Annotated in this window: 15 protein-coding genes; 6 read left to right on the top strand and 9 right to left on the bottom strand. The window is 72.6% G+C overall.

Annotated elements, in window-relative coordinates:
• The first annotated feature begins 61 nt into the window (after positions 1–61).
• Entirely contained in the window at positions 62–2,041 is a 1,980-nt protein-coding gene (locus BJ971_RS06245) for an Hsp70 family protein (protein WP_184990640.1), read from the top strand.
• Here the strand turns inward: BJ971_RS06245 and BJ971_RS06240 are convergent.
• The 4 genes from BJ971_RS06240 to BJ971_RS41960 form a co-directional block, all read right to left on the bottom strand.
• Complete coding sequence (locus BJ971_RS06240; RefSeq protein ID WP_184990638.1) at positions 2,031–3,995, bottom strand: CotH kinase family protein; 1,965 nt, start codon at positions 3,993–3,995, stop codon at positions 2,031–2,033. The two genes, BJ971_RS06245 and BJ971_RS06240, sit on opposite strands and share 11 nt — an antisense overlap.
• On the bottom strand, positions 3,988–4,776 hold the full coding sequence (locus BJ971_RS06235) for a polyphosphate polymerase domain-containing protein (RefSeq protein WP_184990636.1): 789 nt from the start codon (positions 4,774–4,776) through the stop codon (positions 3,988–3,990). Before BJ971_RS06235 ends, BJ971_RS06240 begins: the two co-directional genes overlap by 8 nt.
• Positions 4,773–5,372, bottom strand: coding sequence for a DUF4956 domain-containing protein (locus BJ971_RS06230; RefSeq protein ID WP_184990635.1), 600 nt, complete (start codon positions 5,370–5,372; stop codon positions 4,773–4,775). Before BJ971_RS06230 ends, BJ971_RS06235 begins: the two co-directional genes overlap by 4 nt.
• A 193-nt stretch (positions 5,373–5,565) precedes the next feature.
• Positions 5,566–7,605, bottom strand: a complete 2,040-nt coding sequence (locus BJ971_RS41960; RefSeq protein WP_184990634.1) for an AfsR/SARP family transcriptional regulator — start codon at positions 7,603–7,605, stop codon at positions 5,566–5,568.
• A 180-nt stretch (positions 7,606–7,785) separates the two neighbouring features.
• Between BJ971_RS41960 and BJ971_RS06220 the strand changes: the two genes are divergently transcribed.
• A complete protein-coding gene (locus tag BJ971_RS06220; RefSeq protein ID WP_369076804.1) occupies positions 7,786–8,517 on the top strand; it encodes an FHA domain-containing protein in 732 nt (243 codons plus the stop codon).
• Positions 8,518–8,520: 3 nt separating this feature from the next.
• On the opposite strand, the gene BJ971_RS06215 is transcribed toward BJ971_RS06220, so the two are convergent.
• Positions 8,521–10,041 carry a serine/threonine-protein kinase gene (locus tag BJ971_RS06215; protein WP_203709311.1) on the bottom strand — a complete coding sequence of 507 codons (1,521 nt, stop codon included), beginning with the start codon at positions 10,039–10,041 and terminating at the stop codon, positions 8,521–8,523.
• A 226-nt stretch (positions 10,042–10,267) separates the two neighbouring features.
• On the opposite strand from BJ971_RS06215, the gene BJ971_RS06210 reads away from it, so the two are divergent.
• Together BJ971_RS06210 and BJ971_RS06205 are read left to right on the top strand one after the other, a co-directional pair.
• A complete protein-coding gene (locus BJ971_RS06210; protein WP_203709312.1) occupies positions 10,268–11,395 on the top strand; it encodes an SH3 domain-containing protein in 1,128 nt (375 codons plus the stop codon).
• A 47-nt stretch (positions 11,396–11,442) separates the two neighbouring features.
• Entirely contained in the window at positions 11,443–12,705 is a 1,263-nt protein-coding gene (locus tag BJ971_RS06205) for a zinc-dependent alcohol dehydrogenase (RefSeq protein ID WP_239087462.1), read from the top strand.
• Positions 12,706–12,762: 57 nt separating this feature from the next.
• Here the strand turns inward: BJ971_RS06205 and BJ971_RS06200 are convergent, their stop codons facing one another.
• The gene (locus BJ971_RS06200) at positions 12,763–13,992 is read right to left on the bottom strand and encodes a hypothetical protein (RefSeq protein ID WP_184990632.1); all 1,230 of its coding nucleotides are present in this window, start codon (positions 13,990–13,992) and stop codon (positions 12,763–12,765) included.
• A 103-nt stretch (positions 13,993–14,095) separates the two neighbouring features.
• On the opposite strand from BJ971_RS06200, the gene BJ971_RS06195 reads away from it, so the two are divergent.
• Positions 14,096–14,899: an SDR family oxidoreductase gene (locus tag BJ971_RS06195; protein WP_184990631.1), complete on the top strand. Its 804-nt coding sequence runs from the start codon at positions 14,096–14,098 to the stop codon at positions 14,897–14,899.
• A 3-nt stretch (positions 14,900–14,902) separates the two neighbouring features.
• On the opposite strand, the gene BJ971_RS06190 is transcribed toward BJ971_RS06195, so the two are convergent.
• From BJ971_RS06190 to BJ971_RS06180, 3 genes are read right to left on the bottom strand one after another with little or no spacing between them, the layout of a single operon-like run.
• Positions 14,903–15,391 carry a nitroreductase/quinone reductase family protein gene (locus tag BJ971_RS06190; protein ID WP_184990630.1) on the bottom strand — a complete coding sequence of 163 codons (489 nt, stop codon included), beginning with the start codon at positions 15,389–15,391 and terminating at the stop codon, positions 14,903–14,905.
• Between the two features lie 30 nt (positions 15,392–15,421).
• Complete coding sequence (locus tag BJ971_RS06185) at positions 15,422–15,763, bottom strand: VOC family protein (protein ID WP_184990628.1); 342 nt, start codon at positions 15,761–15,763, stop codon at positions 15,422–15,424.
• Positions 15,764–15,815: 52 nt separating this feature from the next.
• On the bottom strand, positions 15,816–21,305 hold the full coding sequence (locus tag BJ971_RS06180) for an ATP-binding protein (RefSeq protein WP_184990626.1): 5,490 nt from the start codon (positions 21,303–21,305) through the stop codon (positions 15,816–15,818).
• Between the two features lie 548 nt (positions 21,306–21,853).
• Between BJ971_RS06180 and BJ971_RS06175 the strand changes: the two genes are divergently transcribed.
• On the top strand, positions 21,854–22,900 hold the full coding sequence (locus BJ971_RS06175) for a glycoside hydrolase family 26 protein (RefSeq protein WP_239087463.1): 1,047 nt from the start codon (positions 21,854–21,856) through the stop codon (positions 22,898–22,900).
• The last annotated feature ends 128 nt before the right edge of the window (positions 22,901–23,028 follow it).

Genomic DNA, 23,028 nt, shown 5'->3' with positions numbered 1-23,028 from the left:
CGCCGTCTGCGCGACGACCTCCTGAGCCTTGTATTGATGATCATAATCGGAGCATCCATCCATGTACGCGCTTGGAATTGACCTCGGAACCACGTTCACGGCGGCGGCGATCTGGCGCGACGGCCGGGCGGAGACCGTCTCGCTCGGCGACCGGAGCGCGGCCATTCCGTCGGTGGTGCTGCTACGGCAGGACGAGACGTTCCTGACCGGGGACGCGGCGCACCGCCGGGGATTCTCCGAGCCGCAGCGGGTGGCGCGCGAGTTCAAGCGGCGGCTGGGCGACACCACCCCGTTCCTGCTCGGCGGCGTGCCGCAGTCCGCAGAGGCCCTGATGTCGCGGCTGCTCCGCTGGGTCGTCGACGAGGTGACCCGCCGGGAGGGCGGCCGGCCCGCCGCGATCTGCATCACGCACCCCGCGAACTGGGGTCCGTACAAGATGGATCTCATGCGCCAGGCCGCCCGGATGGCCGACCTCGACGTGCCGGTGACCTACACCACCGAGCCCGAGGCGGCGGCGGTCAACTACACCCAGCAGCAGCGCGTCGAGCAGGGTTCGGTCGTGGCCGTCTACGACCTGGGCGGCGGCACCTTCGACGCCGCGGTGCTGCGCAAGACCGCGACCGGGTTCGAGGTCATGGGGCAGCCGGAGGGCATCGAGCGGCTCGGCGGCACCGACTTCGACGCCGCGGTCCTCAACCACGTCCGCGCGGCCCTCGACGGCAAGCTCGAGGCGCTCGACGAGGACGACACCGCGGCGATCAACGCCGTCGCCCGGCTGCGGGACGAGTGCGTGCAGGCCAAGGAGGCGCTCTCCTCGGACACCGACACGACCATCCCGGTGCTGCTGCCGGACGTGTCCACGGAGGTCCGGCTCACCCGGGCCGAGTTCGAGGCGATGGTCCGGCCGGCGCTGCACGGTTCCGTCGAGGCGCTACAGCGTGCCCTGCGGTCGGCCGACTGCACGCCGGAGCAGGTGAGCTCGGTGCTGCTGGTCGGCGGCTCGTCCCGGATGCCGATCGTCGCCCAGCTGGTCGGCTCGGAGCTGGGCCGCCCGGTGGTCGTCGACGCGCACCCCAAGCACTCGGTCGCGCTCGGCGCGGCCTGGCTGGCCGGCGCCGCCCTGGCCAAGCCCGCGGGCGCCGCGCCGGTGTCGGCACCGCCCCGCCAGCAGGCCGCACCCGCGACCCCGGCCACCCGGCCGCCCCGGCGGACGGTCCCGCCCGCGCGGCCCGCGGCGTCGGCGGTACCGTCCGCCGGGCCGGTGCCGGGCACGTACCGCGCCGAGTCCGTGGCGCCGACCCCGGCTCCGGTGCCGCGCGTGCACCCGGCGCCTCCGCCGGCCATGGCCGCGACCGTGGTCGACGGCCCCGGCCTACCGGCGGCCGCCGCCCGCTCGGCCGCCCCGCCGCCGCGGGCCAGGACGTTCGTGTCGGCCGCGGCCGCGGCGGGACCCGCCGCGCCGGCGGCACCGGCGCCCGAGCGGCCGGCCCGGCGCCGCCGGGGTGCCCTGATCGCGACCGGCGCCGCGCTCGTCGTGCTGCTCGCCGCCGGCGTCGCGGGCTGGGCGCTGACCAGGGCCGACGGCAAGGGCGACGACAAGGACAACCGCAACGTGGCCGGCAACGACACCCCCGAGGTCCCGGCCGACGAGCAGTGCACGGACGAGATCAAGAGCAACCCGCGCTGGGTCTGCCTCACCGCGGCGACGGTCGCCGACGGCAAGCTCACCGTCGAGTACGACGCGGAGTTCGGCGACACCCGGCCGTCCAGCTCCGGCGGCTGGCACCTGCACATCTGGGGCGGCGACGGCACCAACCCGCCGGACCGGATCATGGGCGAGCAGGCGCCCGAGGACGAGCAGGGCACCTGGTACGTCGACGACGAGCAGCCCTCGGTGATCGGTACGGACGAGCCGGCCTTCGTCAAGGCCATCGGCAACGCGCCGAAGGTGTGCGCCCGGGTCGCGAACTCCCAGCACGGCCTCGTGACCGACGCCGACGGCACCTACAAGACCGGAAACTGCGTACCGATCAAGTGGTAGTGCAGGTCAGCGTCGGCGGCGTGTTCGTTCCCGTCCACGATCCGAGGAAGCCGAAGGTCGTGCTCGCCGCCGGGTTCAGGGTGCCGTTGTAGGTCTCGTTGCGGGCCGTCACGGTCGCGCCGCTGGTGGACAGCACGGTGTTCCAGCCCTGGCTGACGCGTTGCCCGTTGGCGAAGGTCAGGGTGACGGTCCAGCCGTTGACCCGCGCCGCTCCGGCGGTCACCCGCACCTCGCCCTGGAAGCCGCCGGCCCACTGGCCCACCTGGGTGTAGGTCGCGGTGCAGCCGCCGGGCGCCGGCGTGGGCGTCGGCGTGGGCGTCGGCGTGGGCGTGGGCGTGGTGGTGCCGCCGCCCCAGGCCGCCGTGCCGTCGAGCCAGGCCGCGCGCCGGGTCATCCACGAGCGCATCGCCTGGACCTGGCCCGACCAGGTCGCGGCGGTGTCGGTGACGAACGGCCCGATCATCCGGGTGGTCAGGTTGGGCCACCGCTGGAAGTTGCGCTGGGCCGCGGCGGTCAGCGGCGCGCTCAGCGCGTCGATGCGGGCGCCCAGCGCCGAGTCGGAGAGCAGGCCCCGGCGCAGCGCCTGCCAGCGGGTCCTGAGGTCCTGCTGGAGCGCGGGATCGGTCAGCAGGATCTGGAACCAGTCGTTGGCCTGCGGCGTACGGGTCTGCTGGTGCTGCCATCCGGCGGTCTGCTCGTTGCCGAAGAAGCCGCCGGTGCCGAAGGTCAGGTCGTAGTCCCACAACGGACCGGCCACGATCGGGCCCTCGCGGTCCTTGTAGAAGTAGGTGCTGCGCAGGTACGAGTCCATCTCGCGGCTGAACTCGTTGAGGATGATCAGGTCGACCCAGGAGCCGACGTCGATCCAGCTCCGGTAGCCGGTCTGCGGGTCGGCGAACCGGGAACTGTGCAGCAGGTCGTGGAACTGTTGCAGGTACTGCGTCAGCCAGGACTTCTGCTGTGCGTTCAGCGGTGACGGGTCCTCGACCTCCAGATAGTTCCAGCACGTCGCCGCGGCGCCCGTACAGGTGAGGGTCGGCTCCTCCGCGGCCAGCCACTCGAACTTGAAGATGTAGCCACCGGTGATCTTGGGAAGGGTGGTGTCGGCCTCCTTGAGCTGCTTGAGGTCGAGCCGCTCCTTGCTGTTCTTGATCGTCTCGACGAGCATGTAGACGCCCTGGTAGTCGGCGGCGGCCACCGGCGCGGAGTCGACGTTGAGGTAGAGCTCGACGAAGCGGTAACGCGGCGCCACCATGCCCATCTCCCGGCCGAGGTCGTAGACCAGCGCCTCGCGGATCAGCGACTTGTCGCTGAAAGGCCCGCGCAGCACCCAGTCCGAGTCGGCCGGCATACCCAGCACCGGAAGGTCGGCGTCGTCGTCGGTGCCGTCGCGCAGCTCCAGCCGGTACGGCGCCTTGTCGAAGGTGGCCGACGACTGGCCGCGCAGGTGGATGCCGGCCCGGGTGGCGACGGCCGGCGCCGCCGAGAGCGAGGCGGCACCGCCCGCGGTGTCGAAGATCATGGCGGCGGCGTCGACGAAGTCGCGGCCCGGCTTGCCCCTGCCGTAGTCGTCGATGAGCACCAGCGGCAGGTTGTGCTGCGCGTCGAAGGAGCGGGCGACGTACAGCCCGGTGCCGCCGGCGCCGGTCGCCACCCCGTTCACGTACGCCTGCGCGCGCAGTTGGGTGGTCGCGGTCAGGCTCAGCGCCCGGCCGGAGTAGAGCGTCGAGGTGGGTTCCGGCGGCCGCCCATCCGTGGTGTACCGGATCTCGGCGCCGCCGATCGCGGTGCTCATCGCCACCGAGACGGAGCCCTGGAACGCGCCGCTGGGCACGGAGAACGTGATGTCGTCGGCCAGTGCGGCCGCGGCCGGTGCCGCCACCGCACGCGAGAGCGCGGCGACGACGCAGACGGCGACGAGCGCGGCGAGGACGACCCTGATGCGCCTACCCATGATGCAGTTCCTCTCTCACAGCGGTGAAGTGCCGCCTGAGCACCCGGCGCCAGGGCGCCGCCGGCAGGTCCGCGCGGAAGGCGGCCAGCCCGGTGGCGTACTTGGAGATGGCGACGGGCCGGTGGCCCCGGCGCCACAGCCGGCGGTCGGCGGTCGATGCGGCGGCGCCGGTCTTGGTCTCCACGATCGCCGTGGCCGGCAGCCGCAGTTCGCGGCCGCCGGCGATCCACCGCAGGTCGGTGTCGACGGTGACCCGGCTGTCGGAGTCCGGCAGCAGCAGCGTGAAACGCAGGTAGGCGGTGCGCAGCACGGGCCCGAGGTCGGCCCGGCCGTCGGCGGCCAGGCCGTGGCGCCCGAAGACCTCCTCGACGAAGGCCCGCCCGGCGCCGACGGTGTCGCGCTGCTCGAGGTCGTGCGGCACCCGGTACTTGACCGTGCTGCCGCGCGGGCCCGGCACCTTCACCTCCAGCCAGCAGGAGCCGGTGTCGGCGTACGTCCGTGTCCGGATCTTGAAGCGCCGGCGATGCCGGTACGCGGTCCGCAGGTAGCTGCTCAGGTCGGGGGTGTCGAAGTAGAGCGACTCGTAGGTGAAGTGCCGGATGCCGTCGATGTCGAGCACCACGGCGTGCGGCGCCAGCCGCAGCAGCAGCCAGCCCGCCTCCGCGACCGGCACGATGTACTTGCGGTCGACCCGGCTCTGCAAGGCCGCCCTGGCGTCCAGCTCGGCAAGGCCGATGCCGGGCAGCGCGGCAAGCGCCGGGAACGCCGTGCCGGCGGTCATCGGTGCGCCGCGTACGCGGCCGGGCTGACCGGCGCGACCGGCCGGCGCGACGAGCCGGCGTACCGGACGTCGACCACGGTGGAGTCGTTGATCAGGTCGATGCGCAGCAGCCGGGCGGAGTGCACGTGCGCGCCGAGCAGTTCCTCGAGGCGGCGGACCAGCTCGTCCTGATGGGTCACGGCGGAGTCGAGCACGATGATCTGCTGCCGGTACCGGGCGAGCAGCCGCTGGTTGTCGACGATCGCCATGACGACGAGGATCAGGCCCATCAGGGCGAGGTTGCGCCAGAGCGAGGCGGTGTCGAGCGCGCCGAGCAGGCCGAGGGCGAGCGCGGAGAAGAAGTAGGCGACCTCGTGCTGGTCCAGCTCGGTGGAGCGCAGCCGGATGATGGACAGCACGCCGAACAGCGCCAGACCCAGGCCGAGCCCGGTGCCGGTGTTGCTCGTGCGCAGCGCGTCGGCGACGGCCAGCACGCCGATGTTGACGCTGAAGTAGGCCACCACCAGGTCCCGGCGCCGGTGCCGCGGGAAGTACAGCCCGAACACGAGCACGGTGACGGCGACCACCTCGGCCCCGAGCAACGCCAACTCGGACATACTTCCGTCCCCTCCGAGCACTGAAAGTTCACCGGAAGTTCCGGTGAACGACCGGAACCTGAACCGCAGGTTAAGGCGACCCTTCGACGCATGTCAATGCGTTGCAGGCCGCCTGGAGGGTCCATTGGGACGTGGATCAGCTATTAAGCTGCATGAATAAGCAATTCACAGAGCGAGAATGGCACCGAAACTTTCAGATGCGTCGCTTCATGGGCGCCGGTCGGACACCCAGCTCCCGCATGCGCGTGGTGTAGGTCCGGTAGCGCCGGGCGGCCTCGCCGTGGCGGCCGCTGCCGGTCAGGACGTCGACCATCCGCAGGGCGCCGTCCTCGTCGTACGGGTCGTGGTCGAGCAGCCGCCGCCAGGCCCGCACGGCGGCGTCGGTGTCGCCCGCCTCCGCGCAGGCGGTGCCCAGTGCCCGCATCGCGGCCAGGTACCCGGTGCGCGCCTCGTCGCGCAGCGGCCGCACCGCCTCCAGGTCCGGCTCGTCGTCCAGCACCGCGCCGGCGTACGCGGCGTCCGCCGCCTCCAGCAGCGCCCGGGCCTCGTCGGTGCGCCCGGCGCCGAGTGCGGCGGCTCCGGCGGCGGCGAGCTGGAGGAAGACGTCCACATCGACCGAGAGCGTGTGCGGGTCGTACGCGACGCCGGCCGGACCGGTGACGACGTAGTGGTCCGGCGGGACGGAACGCGTGGGATCCAGGACCGTGCGCAGGATCGACAGCGTGATCGACAGCCGGTTGGCGACCGCGTTCTCGCCCGGCCACAGCGCCTCGCCGATCGCCTCCCGGCTGATCGGCCGCCCGCGCCGGGCGACCAGGAGCTTGAGCAGGTCGCGCGCCTTGCGGCTCTGCCAGGTCGCCGCGGTGACCGACTCGCCGCCGTGCAGCACCGCGAACGAGCCGAGCATCCGCACGGTGACCGGGCTCTCCTGCGGCCGCAGCGACGGCGCCAGCGAGCGGGTGCCGGTGGCCGACTCGACGCCCAGCGCGAGCAGCGTGCGCTCGGCGATGATGCGCGACGCCGCCGGCGTACGGCCGGCGTTGCGGCGCGCCCGCGCCAGCTCGACCCGGGCCACCGCCACCGGATCGCCGATGTCCGTCCAGACCCGGGCCGCGTCGGCGAGCAGCGGGTCCGCCTCGGCGCCCGGGTGCGTCATCGCGGCGAGTTCGAGGCCGTCGGCCAGGGCCGCGGGATTGCGGCCGGTCCGGGCCAGGCCGATCGCCCGCTCGGCGTGGTCCCGGGCGACCGCCGGCTCCGCGGTCAGCACCGCCCACCCCACGGCCACCCGCGCCGCCGCCTCGGTCAGGCCGGTGGACGCGGCGAGCGCCCGGGCCGCCGTCGGCACCGCACCGGCGTCACCCGTCGCGGCCAGGACCCGGGCGAGTCCACACAGGGCCGGCACCAGCGCCTGCGCGATTCCGGTGGCCTCGGCGACCAGCACGGCCTCCTCGTACGCCGCGCGCGCCTGCGGCAGGTCGCCGCAGAGCTCGTAGCTCTCGCCGAGGCCGGTCAGGGGGTATGCCACGCTGCCCGCGCCGGCGCGCTGCAAGGTGGTGCGGGCGGCCCGGAACCCGTCGCGGGCCGCGCGCGGCCGGCCGCCGCGCAGCAGCAGGTCGGCCCGGTTGTGCTGGGCCAGGCCGACCATGGCCGGATGGGGCTCGGCGCCGCCGGAGGTCAGGCCGAGCGCCTCGTCGAGCTCGGCGAGCGCGCCGGTGAGGTCACCCTCCTCCAGCCGCTGCGAGGCGCGGTTGGCCCGGATCCGCAGCTGCTGCGTCCGGTCACCGGCGGCCACGGCGGCGTCCAGCGCCAGCGCGTAGTGCCGGTCGTTGCCCCGGCGGTCACCCTCCGCCGCGGCCAGCAGGGCGAGCACCGTGTGTACGGCCGCCAGCGCCCGCGGATCGCTGCCCGGCCGCGCCAGGGACAGGGCGCGGTCCGCCGCCAGGCGGCAGGCGGACACCTCGCCGCGGGCCCAGGCGACGCTGGCCGCCCAGGCCGCGAGCAGCGCGCGGTCGGCGACGTCGTCGGCCGGGTCCGGCGGGTGCGCCACCCGCTCGCGGACCGACTCGGCGGCATCGAGCCGCCCCTGTAGGTAGAGCACCATGATCACCGGCCACGCGGTACGGGCGGTCAGCGCGCCGGTGTCGCCGGCGGTGCGGCCGGCGTGCTCGGCCGCCTCTTCCCACTCGCCCGCGTCGGCGTGGCGCAGCGTCCCCTCGGCAGGGCCGTCGAACACCCTGGACACCCCCACAAACCGTCTCTGTACCGCGAACTCCGGCGGGCGCGTCACCTGCGTCAATGATCTTACCGCCCCGGCGCGAACGCAGGCAGTGACGATGATCGCTGTGCGGCGGTGCCGGAATATGCGTGCGGAAGCGGCGTACTCTGCCCGTGGCGGCTCGAGGGGGAGGCGAAAGTGCGGATGGCCGGGGTCATCGTGCAGAGCTGTGACGACCCGCCCAGCGTCCGGGAACTGGCGCCGGGCCAGGCGGCGACGTTCGGCCGCGGCTCCCCGCACTCCCCCGTGGACATAGTCCTGCCGGACGCGGCGATCTCCCGGGTGGCGGGCAGCGTCCTCGCCGTCGAGGACCACTGGCTGGTGAGCAACCTCTCCTCCCGCCGCACCTACGTCATCGAGAACCCGGAGGGCGGCGGCGAGTTCATCAAGGTGGCACCGCGCCGCCTGGAGATGCCGGTCCCGTTCGAGTTCTCCCGGGTCGTGGTGCCCGGCTCCGACCGGCCCGCCGCGTTCTACGTCTTCGCGCCCCAGCACGCCTACGCCGACATCTCGCTCACCCCCGACGGCTCGGCCGACGCCACGCGCACCTCGTTCCCGCTGGACGAGACCGCGAAGTACTTCCTCATCCTGCTCGCGCTCTGCGAGCCGCGGCTGCGGAACGCCTCCAGCCCGGTCATACCCACCGCGCCGGAGATCCTGGTCCGGCTCGCCGGCCTGCCGGGCGCGGCCGGCCTCACCCGGGCCGCGATCAACTTCCACATCGGCTACCTCGCCCGCGAGAAGCTGCGGGTGAAGACGCCGGACGACGCGGAGAACACCAAGTGCGACTGGCAGCGCAGCGCACTGGTCTCGCTGGCGCTCCAGTTCGATCTCGTACGCGAGGAGCACCTCGCGCTGCTCACGGCCTGACGGCTACGAGGACGAGGGGAACGGCGTGCCGGCGGCGGCGGGGCGGTAGAGGGTCAGGAACGTGCGCAGCCGCTCGATGTAGGCCGTCAGCTTGGGCCGGTCCTTCGGCACCCCGCCGGCCAGGCGGACCACGTCCGTCGACGTCCGGTACGCGGCGGCCAGGTTCTCCTCCGGGCTGCCCGGCACCTCCTCCAGCGCGGAGGTCATCGAGCACAGGTACCTGCCGACCGCCGGAATGGACACCTCGGGCGGGAACGGCGGGGTGGGCACCTTGTCCCGCTGACCGGCCGGCATGTAGAACTTGAGCACGCTCGGTGTCCAGCGCGCGATGCCGTACTCGTCCGCCGCCGGATCGGACAGGTCGGGGTCGAAGTCGCTCTCGGCCTTGAGGATGGCCGCCACCAGCCACGGCGACACCGCCCGGTTCTCCGGGCACAACGTCCCCGCCTGGACGATGAGGTCGTAGTAGGCCGGCGGAATGCCACCGTCGGTGCGGAAGTAGCGGTCGTATCCGGTCGGCGGGCCCGAGGGCGCGGCGCCGGCCGGCCGTTCTCCCAGCGGAAGCTGCCACATCGTCAGCAGGGCGACGCCGGCCACACCGAGGAGTCCCGCGGCGACGGTGATGCCGCGCCTCGAGGCGAAAAGGCGCCGGAGCGGGGCCGGCGACTCGCCGCGCTCGGCCGCGATGATGTCCAGGGCCCGCCGGTGCATCCGCGCGGCGTCGTGCCGCTTGCGGGTGGCGTGATCGGGTGCCAGGCAGTCGGCGATGAACCGCCGCCACGGCTCGGTGAGCGCGTCCGGCAGGTTGAGCACCGCCTGGCCGGACGCGTACGCGGCGGCCGCGGCGGCGCGCGCCCGCGAGGTGACTCCCGGGAAGGGCAGCCGGCCGGTGAGCAGCTGGCACGCCGCGACGCCGAGCGCCCACAGGTCGGCGGTCTGGCGCACGGGCGTGCCGCGGCGCCGCACCGGTTCGGCCCACCGCTCCGGCGGCATGTAGTCGGAGGTGCCGCCGGGCGGCAGGTATGCGTGCGTGCCGTCGACGTGCGCCGCCAGCCCGAAGTCGGCAAGCCGCACGGAGCCGTCCGGCATGAGCAGGATGTTGCCCGGCTTCAGGTCGCCGTGCACCCAGCCCGCCCGGTGCAGGTGCGCCAGGGCGGCGCACACCTCGGCGATGATCCGCGGCGCGTCCGCCAGCCCGGCGCCCTTCGCCTCCTCCAGCGCCGTGGCCGCGGAACCGGCCGCCAGCTCCAGCGCCAGGACCGTCCCGCCGTCGAGCGCCGGGTTGGCCGGGTCGTCGATGACCATCACGTCCAGCACCCGGATCAGGCCGGGGTGGTCGACGTGGCGGGAGACGGCGACCTCGCGACTGGTCATGTCCGCGAGATGGCTGAGCTGGCGCGAGGTCAGCGTGCCGGTCGCGATGAACTTGAGCGCGGCCTCCTGCCGCTCCGCGCCCGGCTCGGCGTCCACCCGCGCGGCGGAGTAGACGCTGCTCCAGCTACCGCTGGCCAACGGCTGCTCCACACACCAACCGCCGACGCGGTATCCCGTCGGTACACGCACGGTGCAGGCATCCTGCTCCATGGCTTCCCCCGTGAGTCCGGTAACGCAAGACATTATTCACAGCCATCACTACATCGCGCTACGTCGAAATTCGGTGGCATCGATGGGCTCCCTGGAACCTTGCAGGTTTCCCGGACAGGTCGCCTCCGCGATGCTGGTCCGCGATTGACCTCTTCGAAGGAGCAGGATGCGTTCTTCTATCGGAAGACAGCTCTCGTGCCTGGTCGTCGTCGCGTGCACTCTGGCCACCTCGACCGCCGCCGGCCCGGCCCGCGGCGCGCAGACCGCCGCCGCTCCCGCCTCGGTAACGGTGCCCGCCGGGGTCACGGCCGGCGTCGCCGTCTTCGACCGGCAGACGGGTGCCTTCACCGAGCAGCTCAACATCGACATGCAGTTCCGGTCCGCGTCCGTCGTCAAGCTGCTCATCGCGCTGGACTTCCTCTGGCTGCGCGGGCCGGACTACGCCGTTCCGAGCGCCGACCGCACCCGCCTCGACGCGATGCTGCGCGGCAGCGACGACGCCGCCGCCTCGTATTTCTGGGCCGGGAACGGCTACGAGCAGGTGATCAACAGAATGGTGCCGCGCCTCGGGCTGCGTAACACGGCGCCGCCGCCGGCCGCGCAGCGCGGGTACTGGGGATACACCGCCATCACCGCGGGCGACGTGGTGCGCGTCTACCGGTACCTGCTGGATTCGGCGCCGCCGGCGGTGCGGCAGTTCATCATGGACGACCTGCGGCAGAGCACCCGGTGCGCGGCCGACTCCTACGACCAGAACTTCGGCATTCCCAGCGTGTTCGCCCGGCCCAGGGCGGTCAAGCAGGGCTGGTCCGGCTTCGGTGACGCGCCCATGACCTGCACCGGTGGGTCGGCGACGCGGGTCACCGCGGCCGGCGTCGACCTGGTACGGGAGGCGCTGCACACCACGGGCACCGTCGGATCGGACGACCGCGCCATCGTGGTCGTGCTGACCCTGCACCCGGACGGCACGCCGTACGCCAAGGCGTACAACGCCCTGACCGGCATCGCCCGATCGCTCGCCGTGCCGGGCGGCACGCGGCTACCGGGCACGGCGTTCGGCACGTGGGGCTCGGGCGTGCGGGTGCGCTCCGCGCCGAACTCCGGCGCCGCGCCGCTCGGCGTCGTCCCGGCCGGCACCGAGGTCCTGGTGTCCTGCCAGAAGCTGGGCGAGGAGGTCGTGGTCAGCCCGTACCGCAACCCGTGGTGGGCCTACCTGCCACAGTTCGGCGGCTACATGACAAACATCTACATCAGTTCCCCGGACAACCGGCTGCCGAACGTTCCGGACTGCTGAACAACGGGGCTGGCGCCGGACCGCCTCACCGGGAACGCTGTGAGGCGATGACGATGCGAGCGGTACTCACCGACCTGTCCGTTCCGCGCTACCTGCTCACCGCGGCGGCCCAGCACCTGCCCCGCGGCATCGGCAGGGGCACCGGGTGGGGGCTGTCGGGCATGATCTCGCTGCGCGACGACCTGGCGACGCCGGTCCTGCCCGAGGCGCCCGGCTGGGTGCTGCTGCGTCCCGAGCTGTCCGGGATCTGCGGCAGCGACACCGCCGTCGCGCAGGCCAAGTCGTCGCGCGTCCTGAGCGCCTTCTACGCCGCGCGCCGGCAGATCTTCGGCCACGAGATCGTCGCCGTCGTGGACCGGACCGGGCCGGGGACGACCTCGGTCTCGCCGGGTGACCGGGTGGCGATCGATCCGGTGCTCTCGTGCGCTCACCGCGGCTTCGCGCCCTGCCGCTCCTGCCGCGAGGGCTTTCCGTACGTCTGCGAGCGCTTCGACCTGCCCGGGTCGTCCCGGTGCCGGTCGTCCACGCTGGGATTCGACGCGGCGCTGGGCGGCGGCTGGGGCCAGTACGTCGTCGCGCACCAGTCGCAGCTGCACCGGCTGGGCGCGCTGCCGTCCCACCGCGCGGTCCTCTCCGAACCCGCCTCCATCGCCCTGCACGCGGCGCTGCACTGGCGACGGCGCGGCGACCGGGCGGTGGTGACCGGGCCCGGAACCATCGGCCTGCTCCTGATCGCCGCGCTGCGCCGGCTCCACCCCGACCTCGACATCACCGCCGTCGGCCCGGGCGCCTTCAGCCGGGACCGGGCCGTGCGGGCGGGCGCCGACCGGGCACTGGAACCCGGGCCGCGGGTCGTGGAGTCGCTCGCCCTGCTGCACGGCGGCCGAGTGATCAGGCCGCGGCTGACCAGGACGCCCCTTCTCGAGCAGGGCGTCGACGTCGTCTTCGACTGTGTCGCGCTGCCCGCCTCGCTCGACCTCGGGCTGCACCTGCTCCGGCCGACGGGCATGCTCGTGCTGGTCGGCGGCGCCGGCCGGCAACGGGTCGACTGGTCGCTGGTCTGGAACCGCCAGCTCACCGTCCAGGGCACCGTCAACTCCGGCCCCGAGCCCCGGCTGGACGGGCGGACCACCATGTCGCAGGTGGTGGAGTGGCTCGCCGATCCGTCCTACGCCGTCGACGACGTGCTGACGCACACGTTCGGCCTCGACGACTGGCGCACCGCGCTGCGGACCGCGTCGGCCGGGCCGCGGGCGAACGCCGTCAAGGTGGCCCTGCGCCCCAACCCGGACATCGCCCTGGTGCAGTGAGAGTGCTGGGGGCGGCGCCGGAGTGCCGGCGCCGCCCCGATGATCGACGGACGAGCGCTATCGGGCGTGGGCCGCGCTGCGGCCGCCGCACCCGTACGCGCAGGCGCTGAACTGGGCGAAGTGCGGATGGTTGACGCCGCCGAAGGCGGTGAACTCGCCACCCAGCGCGATCTTGCTGAGCGCCGGGTTGGCGTCCATCGTGAGCACGCCCCACTTGCCGTTGCTGCGCGGGTTCCAGTCGAGCAGCTTGCCGGTGGCCCCGTCCAGCGCGACCACCTTCGGCTGGCTGCGCAGCTTCTTGCCCGGGCACCAGGTGGTCGCGGACGCCGACGGCGTCGGGCAGACCTCCGTGAAGTGCCCGCCGGCGTAGACGGCGCCGCCCAGGTTGGTAATCGCCTGGATGTCGCCGTCCGTGACAGTGCTCCAGATGAACCCGCCGTCGGGCTTGTACGCGGCCACCCGGCCGCCGACGCCGCCGAGCCCCGCGTACACCGTGCCGGGCACGAGGGTGATCGCGAAGACCTCGTACGGGGTGGCCGGGCGGAACGTGGCGTCCACCGTCCCGTCGGAGGTCTTCAGCGCGCCGAACCGGGGCGTGCCGGCGCCGTTGAGCTTCTTGAACTTGCCGCCGACGTACAGCCGGGAGCCGGCCACGGTCAGGGCCCTGACCTGCTCATCGGCGGTGCCGGGGAACGCGGTGTCGACCGCGCCGCCGGTCAGCTTGAACGCCGCGAGGTTCTTCACCGCCCTGCCGTCGACCTTGGTGATCTTGCCGCCCAGGTACAGCCGCCCGCCGCCGGCGGCAAGGGCGGTGCCCTCACCGTCCACGGTGTGCTTGAGCGGGCCGACGGCGCCGGTCTTCAGGTCGATGCCGGCCAGGCCCGCGCGGGCCTGTCCGCCGACGTTCTTGAACTTGCCGGTGACGTAGAGCTGCGTTCCCGCGGCGGTCATCGCGAACACGGTGCCGTCGATGGCCGGCGCCCAGGGCAGCAGCTTGCCCGTGCGGGCGTCCAGCGCGGCGAGCCGCTTGCGCAGCACCGGCTTGCCGTTCACGAGCGCGTTGCGGAAACTGCCGCCCACGTACATCGTGTTGCCGACGTAGGTGCTGGTGTACACCAGGCCGTCGAAGCCGACCGAGGGGACGGGCGCGGCGGACACCATCTGAATGGCCTTGGCGTCCGCGACCGCCGCGACGGGCGCGCCCAGCACGGCGAGCGCGGCGGCGAGTAACAGTGCCAGGTGGCGCCGGCGCGGCAGGGCGCGGCGGATAATCGGAGCAAAGAGCATGAATACGACGTTAAGTTTAATAAGTCAACAGAGTCCCTGAATATGGGACGTACACCCTAAAGTGCGGGTAACCGCCACCTGGCCGCACCGGTATGGTGCACCGATGAATCGCACCGCGCTTGTCACCGGGGCCTCGTCCGGCATCGGCCTGGCGACGGCCGTCGCGCTCGCCGCGCGCGGCTACCGCGTCCTGGGCACCAGCCGCGACCCGCGGTCCCTGCCCGCCGAGCGCCGGGCGGACGGCGTGGAGTACCTCGCGCTCGACCTCTCCTCCGAGGAGTCCATCGAGGCGCTGGCCGACCGCCTCGCGGGCGTCGACATCCTGGTCAACAACGCGGGCGAGAGCCAGTCCGGCCCGTTCGAGGAGCTGCCCGCCGACGCCCTGCGCCGGCTGTTCCAGGTAAACGTCCTCGGGCCGGTCCGGCTGAGCCAGCTCGCCCTGCCCGGCATGCGGGAACGCGGCTACGGGCGGGTGGTCATGGTGGGCTCGATGCTCGCGTCGTTCCCGCTCTCCTACCGCTCCTCCTACGTCGCGACGAAGGCGGCCCTGAAGGGCTTCAGCAACGGCGCGCGCCACGAGCTCTCGCCGTTCGGGATCTGGCTGACCACGGTCGAGCCCGGCTCGATCAACACCGGCATCAGCGAGCGGCGCACCCGGTACATAGCTCCGGACTCCCCGCATCGGCGCGACTTCGAGACGATGCTGGCCGCCCTCGACCGCAACGAACGCGCCGGCGTCGCCGCCGAACGCGTCGCCGGGGTGATCGTCAAGGCGATCGAGGCGGCCCGCCCCCGGCCCCGGTACGCCGTGGGCAGCAACGCGCCGTTCGCCTTCGCCCTGCGCCGGGTGCTGCCGGCGGCCCTGACCGAGAAGGCCGTACACCGCCGGCACGACCTCACCCGCTGACGCTCACCCGCCTGACGCTCGCTCGTCGGGCGTGAGCCGGAAGATCCGGATCTGCCTTCTCTCGGCACGCCTGGCGTACGCGGCGTAGCCCGGCCAGATCCGCCGCAGCAGCTCCCAGAGCCGCTCCCGATCGTCGCCGGTGGCCAGGGCGGCGTGCACGCCGAACTCGCGATCGGCGAGGGTCACCCGGGCGGCCGGCCGCGCGAGCAGGTTCCCGGACCACGCGGGGTGGTGCTCCTGGCCCCAGTTCGAGCCGATCACGATGTATTCGTCGCCGTCGGTCGCGTAGAGCAGCGGCTGGGTGCGGGGCAGGCCCGACTTCCGGCCGGTCGTGGTCAGCAGCAGCGACGGCAGCTGGTGCCGGCCGATCACCGACCAGCGCCCGTTGGTCAGCCGGTACAGGCGGCGGTCCAGCGGGGTCACCAGGCGGCCCAGGGCGGCGAACCACCGCTGGTTGCCCAGGCGGCGCAGGAGTGCGGTGTAGTGCGACATCAGACAAGTATCCCGATCACCCGCGGTGGCTCAGACCGGCCCGCCACCGAATCCGATCTCGTTACCGTCCGGGTCGCGGAACGTCGCCTTGCGTACGCCGTTGTCGTAGGTCTCCCGCTGGACCGGCTCGAGGCCCCGCCCGGCGATGTCCGAGAGGCGGGCGTCGAAGTCGCCGACGAAGAGCGTGTGCATGGCGTGCCCGGCGTGCGCGGGCCGCACCTCGATGAACACGTACCGGTGGCCGGCGAGCTCCCACACCGCCTCGGTGTCGTTGGGCAGGAACGACGGCGGGGCACCGAGGAGCCGCTCGTACCAGGCGACCGCGGCGGCGTAGTCACGCACCGGGATGCCCGCGAACAGATCAATGGTCATGAAGCCATGCTAGGAGCGGCGTGGCGGCCCGGGGCCGCCACGCCGCCGGGCCTCACCGCTTCATGCCGTGCTCGATGGCCTCGATGATCCGCGGCCGGAGCTCCGCGGCGCTGATGATCGCGTCGACCGAGCCGACGTCGACCGCGCGCTGGATGCTGTGCACCCGGTCGAACTCCGCGGCGACCTCGCCGAGCTTCTCCGCCCGGACGGCCGACTGCACCTCGGCGAGCTGGGCGTTCAGCGCCGCCCGCTCCGCGCCGCTTGCCGCCGAGACCTGCGCCTGTAGCCCGGTCACCCGGGGGTCGGTCGCGGTGCGGTTGTTCACCTCGCCGGAGAAGACCACGGCCGCCGCCGGTGCGCCGCCGAGCACCGAGGCGAACGAGCCCTCCAGCGCCAGCACCGTCATGTTCGGGTTGAGCGCCTTGGAGAACACCACGAACGCGCCGCCGTGGTACCGGGAGATCACGCAGAACACGATCGGGCCGTCGAAGTTGACGATCGCCCGGCCGATCTCGGCGCCGTACTCGAGCTGGAGCTTGCGCATCGACTCCGGCGAGCCGTCGAACCCGGAGAGGTTCGCCAGCACGACCACCGGACGGTTGCCGGACGCCGAGTTGATCGCCCGCGCGGTCTTCTTCGACGACCGCGGGAACAGCGTGCCCGCGGTGTAGGTGTCCGGCCCGTCGGTGGGCGGGAAGCCGCGCCGCGGCACCGACCGCGACTCGATCCCGATCAGGCAGACCGGCCACCCTCCGATGTGCACGTCCTGCACCGCCGAGGTCTCGGCGTCGGCCATGCCCGCCCAGCGCTCCAGCACCGCGTGGTCCTGGTCGGACAGCGCGCGCATCACCGTACGGATGTCGAACGGCTTCTTGCGATCCGGGTTGTGCTGCGCCGAGAAGATCTCGCCGACGGTGGTGAAGTCGCTGCCGGCGATCGTGTGCGGGAACCCGGAGACGTCGCGGTCGGCCGGGTCGCCGGTGCCCGCCTTGCGCGGCGTCGTCTCGCCGGGCGCCACGTAGGTGTGGTCGTAGTGCGCCATCAGCACGTCGCGCGCGGCCGGCAGACTGGGCGCCCAGTACTGCGCCTGGCCGTTCGGGCCCATCACCCGGTCGTAGCCGCCGATGCCGAAGTTGTCCTCGGCCGACACGCCGCCGGAGAAGTCCAGCGACTGCTTTCCGGTGAGCACCATCGCCGAGTCCGGCGTCATCACGAGGATGCCCTTGGTGTGCATGAGCATCGTCGCCTCGGCGTTCCAGTACGGCTGGGCGCCGACGTTGATCCCCGCGACCACGATGTTGATCTCGCCGCCGGCCTGGGTGAACGTGACGATCCGCTTGAGCGCGGCCGCGACCCAGTCCATGTTCTCGGTGCCCGAGGACATCGAGATCCGGGCGCCCGCCGACAGCGCGAACCACTCCAGCGGTACCCGCATCCGCTCGGCCAGGTCGAGGGCGGCGATCACCCGGGCGCACTCGGGCTCCGACAGCGCGCCCAGCGCCTTCACCGGGTCGCCGAGCAGCACCACCCGCGACATGCCCTCGGGGTAGCGCACGGTCGGCGTCGTGACGACGCCCGCCACGATCGCCGCGGAGTTCCGGCCCTTCGGCCGGTCGACCGGCACGAGCACGCCGTTCCCGTCGAGGTCGTGCTCGGTGAAGCTGCCGCCGGGCCCGGCGAGCATGCCGGTCAGCTCGTACGGGTAGACGTTGCCGCGCCGCGCCGCGCGCAGCACCTTCTGCCGGTAGTCGTCCAGCGGCTGCACCGGCTCCGTCGACGGCTCGCCGACGTGCAGGTGCGCGCCGTCGCCCGGGTCGATGGTGATCCGCACGGCGACCTCGGTCAGCTCGCCCCCGGCGGTGCGCTGCCGGGCGATGAACTGGACCTCCTCCAGCCCGGCGCCCGCCGTGGTCGGCAGGATGCGCTGCACCAGCGCGTGCAGCTCCTCGCCGGTCAGCTCCGTCGACGGCCAGACGTACATCATGATCTGGTTGGTGTCGAACCGCTTGTTCTGCGGCCGCTGCGCCTGGATGTTGCGGATCGCGTCCAGGCCCGCGTTGATGGCCTCCTCCACCGCGGGCAGCGCGACCAGCCGGCCGTCGGCCTCGCGCAGCGGCGTCAGGTCGCGGACCTGGCCCATCGCGAAGAGCCGCTCGTCGGCCGGGTTGCTGCGCGCGACGGCCTTGAACAGGTAGATCTCCTCGTCCGCCGACGGCAGCCGGGTGAGATCGAACTCGCGCAGCCGCTGCAGTTGCAGGCGCTGCGCGATCTGCGGGTGCAGCCCGCGGATCAGCCGGTCCTCGGCGAAGCCCGCGCCGTCGGGCCGGAAGGTGCGGAAGGTGAAGTGGTGGTGCATCACCGCGCCGGTGGTTCCGGCGACGGTCATGGTGATCCGGCGGACGCCCGCGGGCAGCGGGTGCTCGGCCAGCAGCTGTCCGAGCCGCACCGCCATGGTGTCGGCGTCGGGCTGGTCCTCCCACGTGACGTAGAGGTCGGCGACCAGCCCGCCCTCGGCGACGTCGGCGGCGAACCCGCCGAGCGCGCCGATGGCGTCCGGCAGGGCGGCGATGTCGATGGCGGTGGTGACCACCCGCGTCGCGCCGGCCAGGCCGGTGAACTCGGCGGTGACGAACCGGCAGCCCGCGGCCTCCCGCGCGGTGACACCGGACAGCCTGCGGTTGCCGTAGTAGCGGCGGGTCAGCACCTCCAGCAGCGGAACGTGGTCTCGGCCGGGCCGCCCGATCCGCTGCCCGATCAGCCGGACCAGCGGCTCGGAGCTGGCCACCATGGCCTGGATCCGCTCGGCGCGGTCCGGCGCGTCCGGGTTGCGGTCCAGGTGACGCAGGTCGGCGCGCACCGCGGCGTAGACCTCGGCGCGGTTGCGGCGCAGCAGCGGCTGGGCGAACCAGCGGAACACCACACCGCGGGCCAGGTCCGACACCACGGGGAAGCGCACCTGGGTCGCCTCGATCAGGTGCTCGAGGGTGAGCCCGGCGCGCTCGCTCAGCGACTCCAGCGGCGGCGAGCCGGCCAGCCACTGCCGCAGCAGCTCCGACACGATCGCGACGTCGCTCGACATCCGCTGCTGCGCCAGGAAGATGCGGAAGACCGCGGCCTCCAGCTCCGGCGTCCGGTCCAGGTCGACGATGCCGTAGTGCCCGAGCACGAACTTCAGCCGGGCCTGGAACGCCTCGGTGACGCCGGCGCGTTCGACGTCGAGGCTCTGCAGGTAGCTGTGGAAGTACTCGCGGGGGCTGTGCACCAGGTTGCCGGGCTCGAGCTCGCCGCCCGGCTTGTTGCGGCTCAGCTCCGACAGGTCGGCGAAGACCGTCAGCAGCTCCAGCTCGCCCGGCAGCGGCCGGTCGCCGAGCTCGGCCCGCGCCGCCAGGTAGTCGGTCAGCACGCGCCCGCGGTCCTGCGCGTCGACGTCGAAGCCCAGCAGCAGGCTGCGCAGGTCCTGGAGGCCACGCTCGACCCGCTCGACCGCGGAGACTGTCGCCGGCTCGGCGGGCAGGTCGATCTCGACGACCTGACCGGCGCCCGCGGCTTCCTGTTCCTCTCCCTCGTCGGCGAGCGGCTCCAGGCGCATCAGCGGCGTGCCGGTCTCGACCTGGCTGCCCACCGAGACCGGGCACTCGCGCACCCGGGCGCGGAACGGCGCGCGGAGCACCGTCTCCATCTTCATGCTCTCCAGCACCAGGATCGGCGCGCCCGAGTCGACCTCGTCGCCGACCGCCAGCGGCGTCGCCACCACCAGCGCGGGCGCGGGCGAGCGGACCACGCCGCCCTCGTCGCGGCTGATCCGGTGGGTGATGCCGTCGACCTCGACCAGGTGGATCGGGCCGTGCGTGGCCGACACCAGCCGGAAGCGGTGCCCGTTGACCACGATCCGGCCGCTGTAGGCGTCGAACCGCTCGATCTCGACGTCAGCCTGGTGCACGTCGCCGCCGCCGGAGATGCCGACCCGGAAGCGCTTCTGCCCGACGCGGGCGACGCCGACCCGGTAGCCCGTGCCGCGGAGCTTGAGGTCGAGCGGACGGCCGCTCTCGTGCTGCACCTGCGGGCGGCCGCCGTGCGCGGTGGAGAGCAGCCGCTGCCGGCTGACCTCCTCCTCGTCCTGGTACGCCTCGATCGCGGCCGCGGCGAGTGCGATCGCGGAGTTGCGGTGGCTGACCAGCCGGCCCTGCGCGCGTACCCGGTCGATCCAGCCGGTGTCGGCGCTCGCGTCGATCACCTCGGGCTGGTCGAGCAGGTCGAGCACGAAGCTCTTGTTCGTCGCGCCGCCCTCGATGATCACCGTGGTCTCGGCCATCGCGCGGCGCAGCCGTGCGAGCGCCTCGCCGCGGTCCCGGCCATGGGCGATGATCTTCGCGATCATCGAGTCGAAGTCGGCCGGGATGGTGTCGCCCTCGCTGACACCGGTGTCGACGCGGATGCCGGGCCCGGCGGGCAGCACCAGCCGGGCGATGCGGCCGGGCGAGGGTGCGAAGTCACGGTCCGGGTCCTCGGCGTTCAGCCGGGCCTCGACGGCGTGGCCGATCTCCGCCGGCCGGTCGCCCTCGAGCCGTCCGCCGTTCGCGACGTGTAGTTGCAGCCGGACCAGGTCGGTGCCGGTGGTGATCTCGGTGATCGGGTGCTCGACCTGGAGCCGGGTGTTGACCTCGAGGAAGGCGAACAGCCTCTCGCCGGGGTGGTAGAGGAACTCGACGGTGCAGGCGCCGCGGTAGCCGACGGCCAGGGCGAGCCGCGAGGCCGACGCCTTGAGCTCCTCGGCCTGCGCCGGTTCCAGCACCGGCGAGGCGGACTCCTCGATGATCTTCTGATTGCGCCGCTGCACCGAGCAGTCGCGCACGCCCAGCGCCCACGCGGTGCCCTGCCCGTCGGCGATGACCTGCACCTCGACGTGCCGCGCGCCGGTGACCAGGCGCTCGAGGAAGACCACGCCGGAGCCGAAGGCGCGCAGCGCCTCCTGGCTGGTGCGCTCGTAGGCGTCGGTCAGGTCCTCGCCCGACGCGACCATCCGGATGCCGCGCCCGCCGCCGCCGGCGGTCGCCTTGAGCATCAGCGGGTAGCCGATCTCGGCGCCGGCGCGCAGCGCGTCCTCGAGGGTGGCGACCTCGCCCCGGCTCCACGGCGCGACGGGCACGCCGGCCTCCTCGGCGATCAGCTTCGCGCCGATCTTGTCGCCGAGCTTGCGCATCGCGTCGGCGCTGGGCCCGACGAAGGCGACGCCGATCTTCTCGCACAGTTCGGCGAACGCCGGGTCCTCGGCGACGAAGCCCCAGCCGACCCACGCCGCGTCGGACCGGGTCTCCACCAGCGCCCGTTCCAGCACGGCATGGTCGAGGTACGGGCGCGCCGAGGCGGGGCCGAGACAGTAGGTGACGTCCGCTTCCCGGACGAAGGTCGCGTTGCGGTCGGCGTCGGTGTAAAGAGCCACCGTCTCGATCCGCGTTCCGGTTTCCGCCGATAGATCCCGGACCGCGTGGATGAGCCGCATTGCGGCCTCTCCACGGTTGACGATGGCGACACGACTGAACACCGGCTGAGCCTCCCAAGTCCCCACGCACAGCAGGCGACGTCCGGGTCCCGAAGCGTCGCCTGCACCTGTCTACACCCTGCTTGACTACTGCCGAGTACACCAATTTTTCACGTCGCGCGCCTCTCGGAGCTGCTGCGATGCGGGACCGATGGCAGCAGGGACCGAGCTGTCGCGGTCGACGCGGGGCGTCACTCTAAGGCACCTTGCGCAGTTCGGGCACCCACGGCCTCGGCGCCCTTCGCTTCGCCGGGCGCGGGCCGAGGCCGGCACCCCCGCCCGAGATGACCGCTTTCGACACTCTAACTCGGACTCGACGGTGAGCCTCGGACCTGGCGGCGGCGCGCCCACAGTCATTCCGGGTCGCCGTTCCGTGTCCGTTATTACCCGTATGGCGAGGTTTTCCAGCGCGGAAATCCTCAAGTCTCGCCGTTCGGGTCGGTCGCAACCGCCCGGCACCTGTTCGGGACCGGGTCGCGCACCCGCCGCACCGGAATCTCTAGTGCATGCCCGGCCGAACCTGCGGCCGGACAAGCGAGGGGGAAGCCACAGTGCGGATCAAGCTTGCGAAGTCGCTGACCGTTCTGGCCGCCATGGCCGTCGGCGCCGGTACCGCGATGGCGGGTACCACGGCTGCCACGGCCGCGCCGGCCAAGCCGTGTGTGACGGATGCGAACCTGGTGCCCTCGTGTGGCGTGTTGTGGGGTGCCGCCGCCGGCGGTTTCACCACCAACCCGCGCGACGCCGAGCTGAAGGCCTGGGAGAAGCTGTCCGGCCGCACCGCGAACATCTTCCACACCTACCACAAGGGTGACGAGGTCTTCCCGACCAAGAGCGAGATCGCGATGGCCCGGGACAAGAACAACCCGCGGGTGCTGCTGCTGAACTGGAAGATCGCCTACGGCTCGAACTGGGCCAAGGTCGCCAAGGGCGAGCAGGACAAGCGCATCGACAAGTTCGCCGCCCACGTGAAGAAGAACTACCCGGAGAAGTTCTTCCTGGTCCTCAACCACGAGCCGGAGAACGACGTCATCGCCAAGAAGGGCTCCGGCTGGGAGGCCAAGGACTTCAAGGCCATGTACCGCCACACCATCAAGCGCCTGGAGAGCAAGGGTGTGACGAACGCGATCAACGTGATGGCGTACATGGGTAACGAGAAGTGGATGGCCCAGTCCTGGTGGAAGGACCTGTACCCGGGCGACGACGTCGTGGACTGGATCGGCCTGGACTCCTACGTGAACGCGGAGAAGGGTGCCTACCACTACGGCATGTTCGCCGACCTGCTCGACCGTAAGGCCACTGGCAACAAGGGTCCGGGCTTCTACGACTGGGCCACCACCCAGCACAAGAGCAAGCCGATCATGGTCGCCGAGTGGGGTGTCTACCACCGGGTCGGCAAGGTCCACGACAAGGCGCCCGGCTACAACAGCGTCCTGCCGGAGCTGAAGAAGCGGCCCGCGATCAAGGCCATCGTGTACTTCGACACCAAGAAGGACGACCAGGGCGACCGCGACATCAGCATCAACTCGACCAAGACCGCCCTGACCGCGTTCAAGAAGCTCGCCGCCGACCCGATCTTCAACGTCAAGATCGCCTGACCCGACCCGCACCACCCCACGAGCCGCCCGGCATCAGCCGGGCGGCTCGACCGCTTTCCGGCACGGGCCGGCCGGCAACCGATCGGTGACCGCCTGGAACCCGCTTTGCTATGAGAACTCCCCGAACC

This window comes from Amorphoplanes digitatis (genome assembly GCF_014205335.1).
Taxonomy (GTDB): Bacteria; Actinomycetota; Actinomycetes; order Mycobacteriales; family Micromonosporaceae; genus Actinoplanes; species Actinoplanes digitatus.
This window is presented reverse-complemented; position numbering and strand designations above follow the sequence as displayed.

Excerpts from the sequence above, each read along its gene's own strand:
- BJ971_RS06245 (WP_184990640.1), top strand. The coding sequence starts at position 62 with ATGTACGCGCTTGGAATTGACCTCGGAACCACGTTCACGGCGGCGGCG.
- BJ971_RS06240 (WP_184990638.1), bottom strand. The coding sequence starts at position 3,995 with ATGGGTAGGCGCATCAGGGTCGTCCTCGCCGCGCTCGTCGCCGTCTGC.
- BJ971_RS06235 (WP_184990636.1), bottom strand. The coding sequence starts at position 4,776 with ATGACCGCCGGCACGGCGTTCCCGGCGCTTGCCGCGCTGCCCGGCATC.
- BJ971_RS06230 (WP_184990635.1), bottom strand. The coding sequence starts at position 5,372 with ATGTCCGAGTTGGCGTTGCTCGGGGCCGAGGTGGTCGCCGTCACCGTG.
- BJ971_RS06210 (WP_203709312.1), top strand. The coding sequence starts at position 10,268 with ATGCGTTCTTCTATCGGAAGACAGCTCTCGTGCCTGGTCGTCGTCGCG.
- BJ971_RS06205 (WP_239087462.1), top strand. The coding sequence starts at position 11,443 with ATGACGATGCGAGCGGTACTCACCGACCTGTCCGTTCCGCGCTACCTG.
- BJ971_RS06200 (WP_184990632.1), bottom strand. The coding sequence starts at position 13,992 with ATGCTCTTTGCTCCGATTATCCGCCGCGCCCTGCCGCGCCGGCGCCAC.
- BJ971_RS06195 (WP_184990631.1), top strand. The coding sequence starts at position 14,096 with ATGAATCGCACCGCGCTTGTCACCGGGGCCTCGTCCGGCATCGGCCTG.
- BJ971_RS06190 (WP_184990630.1), bottom strand. The coding sequence starts at position 15,391 with ATGTCGCACTACACCGCACTCCTGCGCCGCCTGGGCAACCAGCGGTGG.
- BJ971_RS06185 (WP_184990628.1), bottom strand. The coding sequence starts at position 15,763 with ATGACCATTGATCTGTTCGCGGGCATCCCGGTGCGTGACTACGCCGCC.